Source organism: Caballeronia sp. HLA56 (assembly GCF_054655155.1).
The window spans coordinates 89,272-103,297 of sequence record NZ_BAAHOB010000001.1 but is presented as its reverse complement, the minus strand read 5'-3'; the positions used below and the strand labels follow the sequence as shown (position 1 = coordinate 103,297).

Genomic DNA, 14,026 nt, shown 5'->3' with positions numbered 1-14,026 from the left:
ATCCATTGTCGCGCGGCACTTGTTACGAAAAAACGGCCGCGCAAATGTAAGGGCGAGGTAAGAATGACTGAATTTTCCGGCTCACGCGTGCTTGTCACGGGAGCCTCGGGTTTCGTGGGCTCGGCGGTTGCGCGGCTCGCGATCGAGCGCGGCTTCAAGGGGCGCGTGCTGGTCCGCGCCACGAGTCCGCGCAAGAACGTCGAAGCGCTCGATGCCGAGATCGTCGTCGGAGACATGCGCGACGAAGCCTCGATGCGCGCCGCGCTGAAGGGCGTGCGCTATCTGTTCCATGTGGCCGCCGACTACCGGATCTGGGCGCCGGACCCGGGCGAAATCGAGCGCGCGAACCTGCAGGGCACCGAGGCGACCATGCGCGCGGCGCTGGCCGAAGGCGTGGAGCGCATCGTCTACACGAGCAGCGTGGCGACGCTCAAGGTCACGAGTTCGGGCGCAATCTCGGATGAGACGAAGCCGTCGGACACGGCGAGCACCATTGGCGCGTACAAGCGCAGCAAGGTGATGGCGGAGCGCGCCGTCGAGCGCATGGTCGCGAACGACGCGTTACCGGCGGTGATCGTGAATCCTTCGACGCCCATCGGTCCGCGCGACGTGCGGCCGACGCCTACCGGGCGCATCATCGTCGAAGCGGCGACAGGGAAGATTCCCGCTTTCGTCGACACAGGCCTGAATCTCGTCCATGTCGATGATGTCGCCAACGGCCACTTTCTTGCGCTCGAACGCGGCAAGATCGGTGAACGTTATATTTTGGGGGGCGAGAATCTGCCATTGCAGCAGATGCTCGCGGACATCGCCGGATTCGTCGGGAGGAAGCCACCGACCATCAAGCTGCCGCGCGGGCCGCTTTATCCGCTCGCCGTGGGCGCGGAGATGTTCGCCAAATTCAGCGGCAAGGAGCCGTTCGTGACGGTGGACGCACTGCGCATGTCGAAGAACAAGATGTACTTCACGTCGGCAAAGGCGGAGCGGGAACTAGGCTACAGCGCGCGGCCGTATCGCGAAGGACTCAAGGACGCGCTCGACTGGTTCCGTGCGAACGGCTATCTGGGCAGTTGACAGTGCAACGTTCCGCATTGCGAGATTGGCCCAACTCTTCTATAAGACCCAAAAATCTCCAAGTTATTGATTTGAAATGAAAATGCTTCGATTTACGCCCGCGCGGCGACCAGCTTTCACACGCGCGCCCCTCAAAATCATGCAAAATAGCGGATTCACGGCCGGAAGGGTGAATGCAGCCGGCGCTTTTTTCCAACCTGTTCTGCGAAGTCGAGACAAGCGATGAGTAATCAGCAACCCACTATCATCTACACCCTGACCGACGAAGCTCCGCTGCTCGCAACCAGCGCCTTTCTGCCGATCGTCCGCACTTTCATCGCGCCGGCCGGCGTCAATGTCGAAACGAGCGACATCTCGGTCGCCGCGCGTATCCTCGGCGAGTTTCCCGAGTTTCTGAGCGAAGAACAGCGCGTGCCGGATAACCTCGCCGAACTCGGCAAGCTCACGCAGTTCGAAGACACCAACATCATCAAGCTGCCGAACATCAGCGCGTCGCTGCATCAGCTGATCAGCGCGATCAAGGAATTGCAGTCGAAGGGCTACAAGCTGCCCGACTATCCCGAAGAGCCGAAGAACGACGAAGAGAAGGCCATTCGTCAGCGCTACTCCAAGTGCCTCGGCTCGGCCGTGAACCCGGTGCTGCGCGAAGGCAACTCGGACCGCCGGGCGCCGCTCGCGGTCAAGAACTTTGCGAAGAAGCATCCGCACAGCATGGGCGAATGGAGCATGGCGTCGCGTACGCACGTCGCGCACATGAAGCATGGCGACTTCTATCACGGCGAAAAGTCCATCACCAACGACCAGGCTCGTGAAGTGCGCATGGAACTCGTCACGAAGCGCGGCGAAACCATCGTGTTGAAGCCGAAGGTCAAGCTGCAGGAAGGCGAGATCGTCGACAGCATGTTCATGAGCAAGAACGCGCTCGTGGCGTTCTACGAAGACCAGATGGAAGACGCGCACAAGACGGGCGTCATGCTTTCGCTGCACGTGAAGGCGACCATGATGAAGGTCTCGCACCCCATCGTGTTCGGTCATGCGGTCAAGGTGTTCTATAAAGACGCGTTCGCCAAGCACGCGAAGCTCTTCGAGGAACTCGGCGTCAACGTGAACAACGGCTTGGTCGATCTCTACTCGAAAATCGACACGCTGCCGGAATCGCAGCGCGATGAAGTCATCCGCGACCTGCACGCCTGTCATGAACATCGCCCGGCGCTCGCCATGGTCGATTCCGCTAAAGGCATCTCGAACCTGCACGCACCGAACGACGTGATCGTCGACGCGTCCATGCCCGCCATGATCCGCGCGGGCGGCAAGATGTGGGGCGCCGACGGCCGTCCGCAAGACACCAAGTGTCTGATCCCGGAAAGCACGTTCGCGCGCATCTATCAGGAAATCATCAACTTCTGCAAGACCAATGGCGCGTTCGATCCGCGCACCATGGGCACGGTGCCGAACGTCGGCCTGATGGCGCAGAAGGCCGAAGAATACGGCTCGCACGACAAGACTTTCGAGATCAGCGAAGCCGGCACGGCGCGTATCGTCGATAACGCGACCAACGAAGTGCTCGATTCGCTCACGCAGGAAGTCGAGCAAGGCGACATCTGGCGCATGTGTCTCGTGAAAGACGCGCCCATTCGCGACTGGGTCAAGCTCGCCGTCACGCGCGTGAAGAACTCGGGCACACCGGCCGTGTTCTGGCTCGACCCGTACCGTCCGCACGAAAACGAGCTCATCAAGAAGGTCGAGACGTATCTCAAGGACCACGACACCACGGGCCTCGACATCCAGATCATGTCGCAGGTGCGCGCCATGCGTTACACGCTCGAACGCGTGATCCGCGGCATGGACACGATCTCGGTGACGGGCAATATCCTGCGCGACTACCTGACTGACCTGTTCCCGATCATGGAACTCGGCACCAGCGCGAAGATGCTCTCCATCGTTCCGCTGATGGCGGGCGGCGGCCTGTACGAAACCGGCGCGGGCGGCTCGGCGCCGAAGCATGTCAAGCAACTGGTCGAAGAAAACCATTTGCGCTGGGATTCGCTCGGCGAGTTTCTGGCGCTGGCGGTATCGCTGGAAGAACTCGGCATCAAGAACGACAACGCGCGCGCGAAACTCGTCGCGAAGGCGCTGGATGCCGCCACCGGCAAGCTGCTCGACAACAACAAGAGCCCGTCGCCGAAGACCGGTCAGCTTGACAATCGCGGCAGCCAGTTCTATCTGGCCATGTACTGGGCGCAGGAACTCGCGAACCAGTCGGAAGACCGCGCACTCGCCGAACTGTTCGCGCCGCTCGCGAAGCAACTAGGCGACAACGAGCAGAAGATCATCGACGAACTCAACGCCGTGCAGGGCAATGCGGCGGATATCGGCGGGTACTATCAGCCGGACCCGGCCAAGCTCGAAACGGTGATGCGTCCGAGCAAGACGCTCAACGCAGCACTGACCGAAGCACAGGCACGCGCGAAGTAAAGTAGTCGGCGCCGTCTCGAAAGGCGTCTTCCGGAGCAATCCGGAAGACGCCTTCTTCTTTGCGGCGGGGAGCGGCGAAGCGCTTCATCGGCAGCCGTTTCCAAGCATTTCGTTACAACGTGTGCCCGGTGGCTCCTGACGGAGAAGGTAAAATCACGGTCTCGCTGCCAGCATCGAAAGACACAGATACCTTCGCATGAATCTACATGACCAGCTCGGCGCGCTGGAGTCGAGCCTCGACACGCTCCTCCAGTCCGCTACTTCTCCAGACGACCAACCCGCTCCGCTGCCCATGCGCGTGACGAGCGCCGAGCCCGTCGCGCCCGCTGCGGAACCTGCGCCGCTCGGCGCCGAAGCCGAGCGCGAACAAGCCGCAAGACCCGCGGAAAAGCCTACGCTGACCGTCTCGCGCCCCGACCGCGATGCAATCGAAATGACGATCGCCGGCCAATCGGTGCTGCTGAGTCCCGAAGGCGTGTCGGAGCTGATCGAGGAATTGGCGAACGTGCGTGCATCGATGACGCCGGATCAGCCTGTCGGCATCGCGCCCGGCTGGCGTTTCGCGGCAACGAAAAACCCGCTGATGGCCGTGCAGAAGCACGCAAACGGGGATCGACTGCTCATCATGCGTCACGGCGGACACGGCTGGGTGCCGTTCACGTTTTCGCCGCACGCCGTCGTCGAGATGTATGCCCTTCTGACGAAGAAGTAACGCGCGTTCAAGTCGGTCAGGAGCCTTCCTGCGTCGGCGCCTGCACGCGCGCCTTCCACTGACCGCCCTTGCCGCTCCAGTAACGCACGGCCGAGCCGATCGTCGCGCTCACGTAGAACAGCGCCACCAGCGGCAGGAACGGCGCCCACAGCAGCGAACGCCGGTAGTAGCGCAGCATCGGCCCATACGCAATGCACATGAGCGCCCACGCCGCGCAGGCGGGCCAGGCACGCGCGCCCATCGTGAGCGCCAACAACGGCGGCGCGAGATAGATCACCACCATGCCCAGCACCGTACCCGCGAGCAGAAGCGGCGAGTAGCGCAACTGCGTGAACGCGGTGCGCGCGATCATGTTCCAGATTTCGCGCCAGTGATCGTACGGACGCAGCGACTCGCTCGATTCGGCCAGATCGAGCCGAATGGGCCGCGCGCCGTTGCGCCCCGCGCGATGCTTGATGCGCGCGGCAAGACTGCAATCGTCGATGAGTTCCTGCCGGATCGACTCGATACCGCCCGCCTCCACCAGCGCCGAACGGCGCACCAGCATGCAGCCGCCGGCCGCACCCGAGGTCGTTTTCCGCACGTCGTTGATCCACGCGAACGGATACAGCTTCGCGAAGAAGAACACGAACGCTGGAATCAGCGCCTTCTCCCACGGCGAGTCGCAGCGCAGCCGCACCATCAGCGAGACGAGATCGCGGTCTTCTAAAATCGTGCGCGCGACGAGTTGCGTGGCGGCATCGGCCGGATGGTAGATGTCTGCATCGGTAAGCAGAAGGAATTCGGCGGGCAGACCGAGCGAATCGATGGCACCGATGCCCTGCGACTGCGCCCATACCTTGCCCGACCAGCCAGGCGGCAACGGTTGCGCGGTGAGCACGGTCAGACGGTCATCGAGCCCGAGATCGCGGGCGGCGGCGAGTGCGGCGGCGGCGGTGCCGTCGGTGCTGTGATCGTCCACGACGATCACGTGGAACGCGCCCGCGTAGTCTTGCCTGAGCAGCGAGCCGACCGCGCGGCCGATCACGTCGGCCTCGTTACGCGCGGGCACCACGGCCACGAGCGCCGGCCACGCGCCGCGCCGGGCGATTTCGGCTTTGCCGACCGCGTGCACGGTCGTCGCGGAAAGCGCGGGTGCGGGCTGGGCGCGCCAGAAGCCGCCACGGGCGAACAGCAACACGATCCAGATCAGAAATGACAGCCAGGCGATCAGTAGCATGAGATGAAAGTCGAAGGCGGCAGCTCGGACGACCGAGTGCGCTTGCGTTGAATCAGGTCGGATCAGGGATTGCAGCGGGCCGGGGCGTTGCGCCAAAAATACACGAAGGAATAACGCGCGAGGCACGCAAACAAGGCGCAAACGACGCAATCGCACCGTGGCGAGCGAGCGCCCCGCCCGGAGCACCCGACAGTTTAATAGGATATGCCGGTCGCCGTATTGCCGCGTGCCGCAAGGCTCAGCCGGAACGTATGCGACAAGCACCCATAAAGGGAACGAGTTAGAATACGCGGTCATCTTCGGCATGCAGACCGAACCCGGCACGTCGTTTTTTCCGGTCTGCATTCCGGGCTTGCCAAGCCGCCCGTTTGCGGCATGGCCGGCACGATAATGTGGTCCCATGGAACGCGCGAGCATCGCGCCGCCTGATCCGAAACCCGCGCCAGTCGGAGTTCGTTCGAATATGCGTATCATCCTTGCTCAACCCCGCGGCTTTTGTGCGGGCGTGGTTCGCGCGATCGAAATCGTCGATCGGGCGCTGGAACGGCATGGCGCACCGGTGTATGTGCGTCACGAGATCGTTCACAACCGTCATGTCGTAGACAATCTGCGCGGCAAGGGCGCACGTTTCGTCGAGGAGCTCGACGAGGTGCCACACGGCGCGGTCGCCATTTTCAGCGCGCACGGCGTCGCGAAGAAGGTGGAGAAAGACGCGCTGTCACGCGGGCTCGACGTGCTGGACGCCACTTGCCCGCTCGTCACCAAAGTTCACGTGCAGGGCCGGCAGTATGTCTCGCAAGGCCGTACACTCATTCTGATCGGCCACGCGGGGCATCCGGAAGTGGAAGGCACCATCGGGCAGATTCCGGGCAAGGTCGTGCTGGTGCAAAGCGAGGCGGAAGTGGAAACGCTAGCTTTGCCTGTCAATGCCCCGGTCGCCTATGTCACGCAGACCACGCTTTCGGTGGACGACACGCGCGGCATCATCGACGCCTTGCAGCGCCGTTTCACCGATATCGTGGGTCCGGACACGCGCGACATTTGTTATGCCACGCAGAATCGCCAAGCCGCCGTGCGCGAGTTGAGCACTCAGGTCGATGTCTTGCTCGTAGTAGGCGCCACGAACAGTTCCAATTCGAACCGGCTGCGCGAGATCGGCGCGGAAACCGGCGTGCCGAGTTATCTCGTCGCCGATGGTTCGGAAGTCAAGGCCGAATGGTTTGCAAAGGCGCAGACTGTCGGCATCACCGCGGGTGCTTCAGCGCCCGAGGAAATGGTCAAACATGTGATCGATGCCCTGCGCGCGTTCGGCCACGTTGAAGTCACGACGATGGAAGGCCGCGAGGAAAAGGTCGAATTCAAACTCCCCGCGAAGCTGTTGCAACCGCTCGCCGCCCTGGCGACCACGGCAGCGACGGCCACCCGCGAAGAATAAGGAGAGCAAGCAATTGTCTATTCCGCTGCTTCAGAAAGTCCGCGTTGGCGCCTATATCTTTCGCCAGCATTTTTCGCGCAACAAGCGCTACCCGCTTGCACTGATGCTCGAACCGCTGTTCCGCTGCAATCTGGCGTGTAACGGCTGCGGCAAGATCGACTATCCGGATCCCATTCTCAACCAGCGTCTGTCGCTGGAAGAGTGCCTGGGCGCGGTCGACGAGTGCAACGCGCCGGTCGTTTCCATCGCGGGCGGCGAGCCGCTCTTGCACAAGGAGATGCCGCAGGTCGTGAAGGGCATCATCGCGCGCAAGAAGTTCGTGTATCTCTGCACGAACGCGCTGTTGATGGAAAAGAAGATGGACGATTACGAGCCGAGCCCGTACTTCGTCTGGTCCGTTCACCTCGATGGCGACCAGCAGGCGCACGATCACTCGGTATCGCAAGACGGCGTCTACGACAAGGCCGTGAAGGCGATCAAGGAAGCGAAGCGGCGCGGTTTCCGCGTGAACATCAATTGCACGCTGTTCAACGACGCCGATCCCGATCGCGTCGCCAAGTTCTTCGATACGCTCGGTCCGATGGGCGTGGACGGCATCACGGTGTCGCCCGGCTATGCTTATGAACGCGCGCCGGATCAGCAGCACTTCCTGAACCGCGACAAGACCAAGACGTTGTTCCGCGAGATTTTCAAGCGCGGTAACAACGGCAAGAATTGGTCGTTCAGCCAGTCGGCCATGTTCCTGGACTTTCTCGCGGGCAACCAGACGTATCAGTGCACGCCGTGGGGCAACCCGGCGCGCACGGTGTTTGGTTGGCAGCGTCCGTGTTATCTGCTCGGTGAAGGTTACGCGAAGACCTTCAAGGAACTGATGGAAACCACCGAGTGGGAAAAGTACGGCACGGGCAACTACGAGAAGTGCGCGGACTGCATGGTGCATAGCGGCTTCGAAGCCACCGCCGTGATGGATACCGTGGCGCATCCGTTGAAGGCGCTTGGTGTGTCGATGCGCGGCCCGCGTACGGAAGGCGCGTACGCGAAGGATCTGCCGATCGACAAGCAGCGTCCGGCCGAGTACGTGTTCTCGAAGCACGTCGAGATCAAGCTGGAAGAGATCGGGCGGATGTCGAAGGGCAAGGGATCGAAGGCAGCCGCCGCGGCGCATTAATGGCCGAGGGTGGTTGATGGAAGGGCGGATGACTCTGGTTGTCCGCCCTTTTTGTTTTCGGGTTACCAAATGGTCTTGACGTGTTGATAGTCGCGAATTCTCCGGTCCTTCGTGACCAGAGGTGCAGAAAGCGAACGCGCCGTCGCCACGATCATGCGGTCTGCCGGATCTTTGTGGAACTCGCCCGGCAAATCGGCGGATTTGACTGCGATGTTTCGGTCCACGGGGACGAAGCGCACGCCTTCTATTCGACTCACTTTGTCGAGCCAGTCGCCAACGTCCGCGGAGAGGACAACCCGGCCTCGCTTCACCAACATCGCGATTTCCCATGCGGTCATGGTCGAGATCACAATCTCCCCGCCTTCCTCCAATTCTTGCTCGATCGCTGCCCGAGCTTGCTTGCCGAGCGCCGCTCCGCTCACCCACCACAGCAACGTGTGCGTGTCCAGCACGATCATTCCAGCGCCTCCCAGTCGTCCTCGCCGACGGGCTCCATGGGGTCGTCATAACGCAACACGCTTCCGCGCAATTCCTCCAGCGGCGTGAGGGATGAGTTGTCGTAGCGCCGCACTTCGAGCACGGGCTTGCCATGGTCTGTCACGATCATATGTTCTCCTGTCGATTCCACGAGACGAAAGTACTCCAACGCTTTCGCCTTGAACTCGGATTTCGAAACTCGCTTGACAGCCATGATAATGCCCCTGGTCACGTAACGATAGTCATTTTAGACTCGGCCAAATGTTATAGGAAAACGGGACAGGCGCGTCATAAACAAAAAAACGCGACGGCTCATCACCGTCGCGTTTCTTGTTACATGAATCTGGCTGGTGCAGATGGCGTCGCGGGCGCTATTGCGCCTCGATGTCACCCCGCCGAGCGCGAATTGTGCTCCGACAGATACTTGATCAGCCCATCGACACCGTCTTTCTGGAGTTGCCCCGCGAATTGTTGCTGATAGACCTGGATGAGCCACGCGCCCATCATGTCGATGTCGTAGATTTTCCAGCCTTGCGCCGTCTTACCCAATCTGTAACGCACCGGATTGTCGCCGCCAGTCGAAACGACGTGCGATTCGACCACGACGTCGCGCGCGTTCGCATCGGCCTTGGGCGACTCGAAGCTAAACTTGACGTCCTGATCGCGTAATTGCGACAACGAAGCCGCGTAGGTCCGCACAAGCAACGTCTGGAACTGGTCGTAAAGCTGTTTCTGCTGCTCGGGCGTGGCGCTGGCCCATGCCTTGCCCACCGCTATGCGCGTCGTGCGCTGGAAGTCGGTGGCGGGCAAAAAGCGCGTTTGCACGAGTTGTGTGATCTTCGCCATGTCGCCGCCGCGCGCTTGCGGGTCGGCCTTCATCGCGTCGACGGTGCCTTCGACAGCGGCCTTGACGACGGCGTCGGGGCTAGTTTGCGCGAAAGCCTCGCCGGACAGGCCGAGGGCAAAAAGAAATGCGAAGCAAATGGACAGATAGCGTTTCATGGCACCCGTTCTCTGAATGAGTTCTGAGGTTGGAATTGGTATGGGGACGGCGCAATACCCGGTAACGCCGATGCTGCCGGCACGCGTCGAGCCAGTATATCGACACGCGGGGGCATCGACAGTTCAAGACGCATGGCGCGTTCGTGCCCGGCATCGACCGGTATACTTGCGCGGCATCGCCGGACGCCGGCGCGCATCATCTCGCCGGCAGCACGCGGCCCGCAAAAATAACAGGACACACCAGGTAGCGTCTTCATGCTGACGTCCAACATTACTCGCTTCGTCACCATCGCCATACGCCGTCCGGCGTGGATTATCGCCATTTCGCTGCTGCTCGGCGTGCTGAGCACGATTTATGTCGTCCATCACTTCAAGATCAGCACCGATGTCAGCCAACTCATCGAGAACGAGCCGGAGTGGGCCGCGCGCAGCAAGGCAATCGACGCCGCGTTTCCGCAGCGCGGCGCCACGCTACTGATCGTCGTCGAAGCCGCGGCCCCCGAATTCGCCGATGCCGCCGCGAACGCACTCGCCGCCGCGCTCAAGCAGGAGCCGGCGCGCTTCAAGTCGGTGTCGCAACCTTCAGGCGGCGATTTCTTCGAGCACAACGGCCTTTTGTACTTACCCGCCGCCAAGGTCGACGAAGTCACGAAGCAGCTCGTGCAGGCGCGTCCGCTCATCAACACGCTCGCGCACGACCCGACACTTACCGGCCTCGCGCAGACGCTAAATACCACGCTCAATGTGCCGCTGCTGACAGGCCAGATCAATCTCGGCCAGATGGCCAGCTTGCTCGGCAAGAGCGCGACCGTGCTCGACGGCGTGCTGGCCAATCAGCCGGTTGCCTTCTCTTGGCGCGACGTGGCGGATTCCGCAAAGAGCACCGGACCGGCGCGCGCGTTCGTCACCGTGTTGCCGGAACTCGATTTCAACGCGCTCAAGGCGGCGGCGGGCTCATCGGACGAAATTCGCGCCGTGGCGGCCAGGCTGAACCTCGACAAGAAGTACGGCGCGACGCTGCATCTGACCGGCGCGCAACCCCTCGCCGACGAAGAATTTGCCTCCGTGGCCGATGGCGCCGAGCTCAACGGCATCCTCACGTTCCTGGTCGTACTGGTCATTCTGTGGGTTGCGTTGCGCTCCAAGCGCATGATTCTTGCGGTGTTCATCACGCTCTTCGTCGGGCTCGCGATCACGGCCGCGCTCGGCCTCATGATGGTCCACGCGCTCAACATGATCTCGGTCGCGTTCATGGTGCTGTTCGTGGGTCTGGGCGTGGACTTCGGCATTCAGTTCGGCGTGAAATACCGCGAGGAACGGCACAAGCACAAGCGGCTCGACGTGGCGCTCGCCGAAACCGCGCGGCATGTGGCCGTGCCGCTGACGCTCGCCGCCACCGCGACTGCCGCGAGCTTCTTTTCCTTTCTGCCGACCGCGTATCGCGGCGTGTCGGAACTCGGGTTGATCGCGGGCGTCGGCATGTTCGTCGCGTATATCACCAACATGACCTTGCTGCCCGCGCTCATCAAGGTGTTTGCGCCGCCGGGCGAAGCAAGCGCGCCGGGCTTTCCGGTGCTCGCCCCCGTCGATGAATTTCTCGACCGGCATCGCAAGCCGGTGCTGATCGGCACGCTCGTCGTCGTGATCGGCGCGTTGCCGCTCCTGTTCCATCTGCACTTCGACTTCAACCCGCTGCATCTGAAAGATCCGCATACGGAGTCGATGGCGACGCTTGCCTCGCTCAAGGATTCACCCGAGGGCGCGGTCAACGATGTCGCGGTGCTCGCGCCTTCGCTAGCGGAAGCGGATCGCATCGCGGCGAAGCTCCAGAAGCTGCCGGAAGTGGATCGCGCGACCACGTTGTCGTCGCTGATTCCGGCCGATCAGCCGGCAAAGCTCGCGCTCATCAAGGCTGCCGCCGATCAGTTGCTGCCGGCGCTGAACCAGCCGGTGGCATCGCCCGTGACGGATGAAGTGCGCGTCGCCACGCTCAAGCGTGTCGCGGGTGCGCTGTCGCTCGCGGCCGACGATCACCCCGGCGCGGGCGCGGCCGAAGCGCAGCATCTCTCCGCCACGCTCAAGAAGCTCGCCGCCGCCGATGCCGCCACGCGCGATCGCGCCGACCACGCGATGGCCGAGCCATTGCGCCTCGCGCTCGGACAGTTGCGCGCGCTGTTGCAGCCGGTCGAGATCACGCGCGCCACCTTGCCGCCGCAAATGGTCGAGACGTGGGTTACGCCGAGTGGTCAGGCGCTCGTCGATGTCTCGCCGAAAGTGCCGCCGGGCGCCGATCCGAACGACGACACCCTGCTCGCCCGTTTCGCCGATGCCGTGCGCCACGCCGAGCCGAACGCCATAGGCGGTCCGATCTCCGTGCGCCATTCGGCCGAGACGATCATCAAGGCGTTCCAGCAGGCGGCGATCTACTCGCTGATCGCGATCACCGTGTTGTTGTGGATCGCCTTGCGCCGTTTGGGCGATGTTTTACGAACTTTGGTACCGTTGCTCGTCTCCGCGATCGTCACGCTGGAACTGTGCGTCGTCTTCAGGATGCCGCTCAACTTTGCGAACATCATCGCGTTGCCGCTCATGCTGGGCGTCGGCGTGGCGTTCAAGATCTATTTCGTGATGGCGTGGCGCTCCGGCCAGACGCGCTTGCTGCAATCGAGTCTCACGCATGCCGTGATGTTCAGCGCGGCAACGACCGCAACCGCGTTCGGCAGTCTGTGGTTTTCGCATCACCCCGGCACATCCAGCATGGGGCGGCTGCTCGCGCTGTCGCTTTTGTGCACGCTGATCGGCGCCGTGGTATTTCAGCCGGTTTTGATGGGCAAGCCCCGCCGTGTACGCGCAGCTGATCGGGCGAAGCTGCGCGCGAGCCAGCGGCACGACAACCTAAGAGGAATCGAAGAATGAGAACGGCTTTAGCCGCTGGTGCGCATCGCAAGCTGGCCACGAGTGTGGTGATTGCGAGCGCGCTTTTGGTCGCGGGATGCGCGACCGGACCGGACCGCAATCCGCGCGATCCGCTCGAACCGATGAACCGCACGATCTTCAAATTCAACGACACGCTCGATACCTACGTCGCGAAGCCGGTCGCGCAGTTCTACGTGGACTACACGCCGAGCCCGTTCCGCACGGCTGTCAGCAACTTCTTTTCAAATATCGGCGACTTCAGCAACTTCGCCAACAACCTGCTGCAACTGAAGATCACGGACGCCACGCAGGATTTGATGCGGATCGCCATCAACTCGGTGTTCGGTCTTGGCGGTTTGATCGACATTGCATCGCCGGCCGGTTTGCCCAAGCATCATCAGGACTTCGGTTTGACACTCGGACACTACGGCGTGCCGTCCGGTCCGTATCTCGTGATTCCACTGCTCGGCCCGAGCTCGTTCCGGGACTCGACGACGTGGCTCGTCGACTGGCGCGTGAACCCGATCAGCTACGCGGATAACGAAATCCGCTGGCCGCTGTACGGCATCAATTTCGTGAGCGCGCGGGCCGATCTGATCGGCGCGACGGATCTTCTTTCGCAGGCCGCGCTCGACAAATACGCCTTCGTGCGCGATGCCTACACGCAGCGCCGGCAGTACTTGTTGACGGGCGGCGGTACGGCGACGTTGCCCGATTATGGCGATGAAGGCGCATCCGCTCCCGATGCCGCGAGCGCGCCGGGCGTTCCTGGCGCGACGGGCGGCGGCAGCGCGGCGCAAGGTCTGCCGAATTACGCCGATCCGGGCGCGGCCGCCGCGCCAGCGGGCGGAATGGGCGGCAAGTCGCCAGCGCCGGCGGAAACCACGCCGTCGAGTTCGAGCAAGGATCAAGACGTGCCGCAGTACGAAGATCCGGGCGCAAAGTAAGCCTGTGTTGCCAAGGCTTTTCTCAGCTTCAAATGAAACGGGCGCTTTGCAGCGCCCGTTTCAATTGCCTCAGTGTGTTTCCGCGGCTTCCTGCATGCCGTAGTCATCGCTCGATGCCTTCGGCGCTTCCACCACGCGCTGGTCGCGTCGATAGGCTTCGAACAACTCGTCCGCATAGCGAATCGCCGTGCGGCCATGCGGCGCCGGGTCGCCTTGCGCGTCGAGGTTCACGAACACCATTTTCTCGACCGTGAGAATGCTCTTGCGCGTGATCTTGTTGCGCACTTCGGCGCGCAGCGTGATCGAGGTGCGGCCGAAATGCGTCGCGGTGATTCCCAGTTCGATAATGTCGCCCTGCCGCGCCGACGCCAGAAAATTGATCTCCGACATGAACTTGGTCACGACGCGCTGATTGCCCAGTTGCGAGATGGCGTAGATCGCGGCTTCCTCGTCGATCCAGCGCAGCAGGCTGCCGCCGAACAAGGTGCCGTTCGGATTCAGGTCTTCGGGCTTGACCCATTTGCGAGTGTGAAAATTCATTTGCGCTTCCTTTTCTGCTGACCCCGCGCGCGTGATTGATCGCGCGCAGTTTTGTTAGGGT

The 14,026-nt window shown here is 62.2% G+C and carries 12 protein-coding genes; 7 read left to right on the top strand and 5 right to left on the bottom strand.

Annotation, left to right across the window (positions count from 1 at the left end; all coding sequences use genetic code 11):
- Positions 1-63: 63 nt before the first annotated feature.
- The 3 genes from hpnA to ACYQ47_RS00465 all read left to right on the top strand — a co-directional run bounded on the left by hpnA (position 64) and on the right by ACYQ47_RS00465 (position 4,261).
- Positions 64-1,074 (top strand): hopanoid-associated sugar epimerase, encoded by a 1,011-nt coding sequence (gene hpnA / locus ACYQ47_RS00475; RefSeq protein WP_459904181.1) that lies wholly within the window; start codon positions 64-66, stop codon positions 1,072-1,074.
- Between the two features lie 222 nt (positions 1,075-1,296).
- On the top strand, positions 1,297-3,549 hold the full coding sequence (locus ACYQ47_RS00470; protein ID WP_250467572.1) for an NADP-dependent isocitrate dehydrogenase: 2,253 nt from the start codon (positions 1,297-1,299) through the stop codon (positions 3,547-3,549).
- A gap of 196 nt (positions 3,550-3,745) precedes the next feature.
- Complete coding sequence (locus ACYQ47_RS00465) at positions 3,746-4,261, top strand: hypothetical protein (RefSeq protein WP_250492948.1); 516 nt, start codon at positions 3,746-3,748, stop codon at positions 4,259-4,261.
- Positions 4,262-4,277: 16 nt separating this feature from the next.
- On the opposite strand, the gene ACYQ47_RS00460 is transcribed toward ACYQ47_RS00465, so the two are convergent.
- A complete protein-coding gene (locus ACYQ47_RS00460; RefSeq protein WP_459904180.1) occupies positions 4,278-5,480 on the bottom strand; it encodes a glycosyltransferase in 1,203 nt (400 codons plus the stop codon).
- Positions 5,481-5,943: 463 nt separating this feature from the next.
- Between ACYQ47_RS00460 and ispH the strand changes: the two genes are divergently transcribed.
- Together ispH and hpnH are read left to right on the top strand one after the other, a co-directional pair.
- Positions 5,944-6,915 carry a 4-hydroxy-3-methylbut-2-enyl diphosphate reductase gene (gene ispH / locus ACYQ47_RS00455; protein ID WP_250510437.1) on the top strand — a complete coding sequence of 324 codons (972 nt, stop codon included), beginning with the start codon at positions 5,944-5,946 and terminating at the stop codon, positions 6,913-6,915.
- Between the two features lie 13 nt (positions 6,916-6,928).
- Positions 6,929-8,083 (top strand): adenosyl-hopene transferase HpnH, encoded by a 1,155-nt coding sequence (hpnH, locus tag ACYQ47_RS00450; protein WP_250492950.1) that lies wholly within the window; start codon positions 6,929-6,931, stop codon positions 8,081-8,083.
- Between the two features lie 62 nt (positions 8,084-8,145).
- On the opposite strand, the gene ACYQ47_RS00445 is transcribed toward hpnH, so the two are convergent.
- From ACYQ47_RS00445 to ACYQ47_RS00435, 3 genes are all read right to left on the bottom strand, one after another.
- Positions 8,146-8,541: a type II toxin-antitoxin system VapC family toxin gene (locus tag ACYQ47_RS00445; RefSeq protein ID WP_309848335.1), complete on the bottom strand. Its 396-nt coding sequence runs from the start codon at positions 8,539-8,541 to the stop codon at positions 8,146-8,148.
- Positions 8,538-8,777 carry a type II toxin-antitoxin system Phd/YefM family antitoxin gene (locus ACYQ47_RS00440; RefSeq protein ID WP_409014904.1) on the bottom strand — a complete coding sequence of 80 codons (240 nt, stop codon included), beginning with the start codon at positions 8,775-8,777 and terminating at the stop codon, positions 8,538-8,540. Before ACYQ47_RS00440 ends, ACYQ47_RS00445 begins: the two co-directional genes overlap by 4 nt.
- A gap of 170 nt (positions 8,778-8,947) precedes the next feature.
- Positions 8,948-9,562 (bottom strand): MlaC/ttg2D family ABC transporter substrate-binding protein, encoded by a 615-nt coding sequence (locus tag ACYQ47_RS00435; protein ID WP_310393998.1) that lies wholly within the window; start codon positions 9,560-9,562, stop codon positions 8,948-8,950.
- A 255-nt stretch (positions 9,563-9,817) separates the two neighbouring features.
- Between ACYQ47_RS00435 and hpnN the strand changes: the two genes are divergently transcribed.
- Both hpnN and ACYQ47_RS00425 read left to right on the top strand, forming a co-directional pair.
- Complete coding sequence (gene hpnN, locus ACYQ47_RS00430) at positions 9,818-12,478, top strand: hopanoid transporter HpnN (protein WP_459904179.1); 2,661 nt, start codon at positions 9,818-9,820, stop codon at positions 12,476-12,478.
- Positions 12,475-13,425 carry an MlaA family lipoprotein gene (locus ACYQ47_RS00425; protein ID WP_244828864.1) on the top strand — a complete coding sequence of 317 codons (951 nt, stop codon included), beginning with the start codon at positions 12,475-12,477 and terminating at the stop codon, positions 13,423-13,425. Before hpnN ends, ACYQ47_RS00425 begins: the two co-directional genes overlap by 4 nt.
- 69 nt (positions 13,426-13,494) lie before the next feature.
- Here the strand turns inward: ACYQ47_RS00425 and ACYQ47_RS00420 are convergent, their stop codons facing one another.
- Positions 13,495-13,965: an acyl-CoA thioesterase gene (locus ACYQ47_RS00420; RefSeq protein WP_459904178.1), complete on the bottom strand. Its 471-nt coding sequence runs from the start codon at positions 13,963-13,965 to the stop codon at positions 13,495-13,497.
- Positions 13,966-14,026: the final 61 nt, after the last annotated feature.

Coding starts and splice junctions, on each gene's coding strand:
- hpnA (WP_459904181.1), top strand. CDS start 64: ATGACTGAATTTTCCGGCTCACGCGTGCTTGTCACGGGAGCCTCGGGT.
- ACYQ47_RS00470 (WP_250467572.1), top strand. CDS start 1,297: ATGAGTAATCAGCAACCCACTATCATCTACACCCTGACCGACGAAGCT.
- ACYQ47_RS00465 (WP_250492948.1), top strand. CDS start 3,746: ATGAATCTACATGACCAGCTCGGCGCGCTGGAGTCGAGCCTCGACACG.
- ACYQ47_RS00460 (WP_459904180.1), bottom strand. CDS start 5,480: ATGCTACTGATCGCCTGGCTGTCATTTCTGATCTGGATCGTGTTGCTG.
- ispH (WP_250510437.1), top strand. CDS start 5,944: ATGCGTATCATCCTTGCTCAACCCCGCGGCTTTTGTGCGGGCGTGGTT.
- ACYQ47_RS00445 (WP_309848335.1), bottom strand. CDS start 8,541: ATGATCGTGCTGGACACGCACACGTTGCTGTGGTGGGTGAGCGGAGCG.
- ACYQ47_RS00435 (WP_310393998.1), bottom strand. CDS start 9,562: ATGAAACGCTATCTGTCCATTTGCTTCGCATTTCTTTTTGCCCTCGGC.
- hpnN (WP_459904179.1), top strand. CDS start 9,818: ATGCTGACGTCCAACATTACTCGCTTCGTCACCATCGCCATACGCCGT.
- ACYQ47_RS00425 (WP_244828864.1), top strand. CDS start 12,475: ATGAGAACGGCTTTAGCCGCTGGTGCGCATCGCAAGCTGGCCACGAGT.
- ACYQ47_RS00420 (WP_459904178.1), bottom strand. CDS start 13,965: ATGAATTTTCACACTCGCAAATGGGTCAAGCCCGAAGACCTGAATCCG.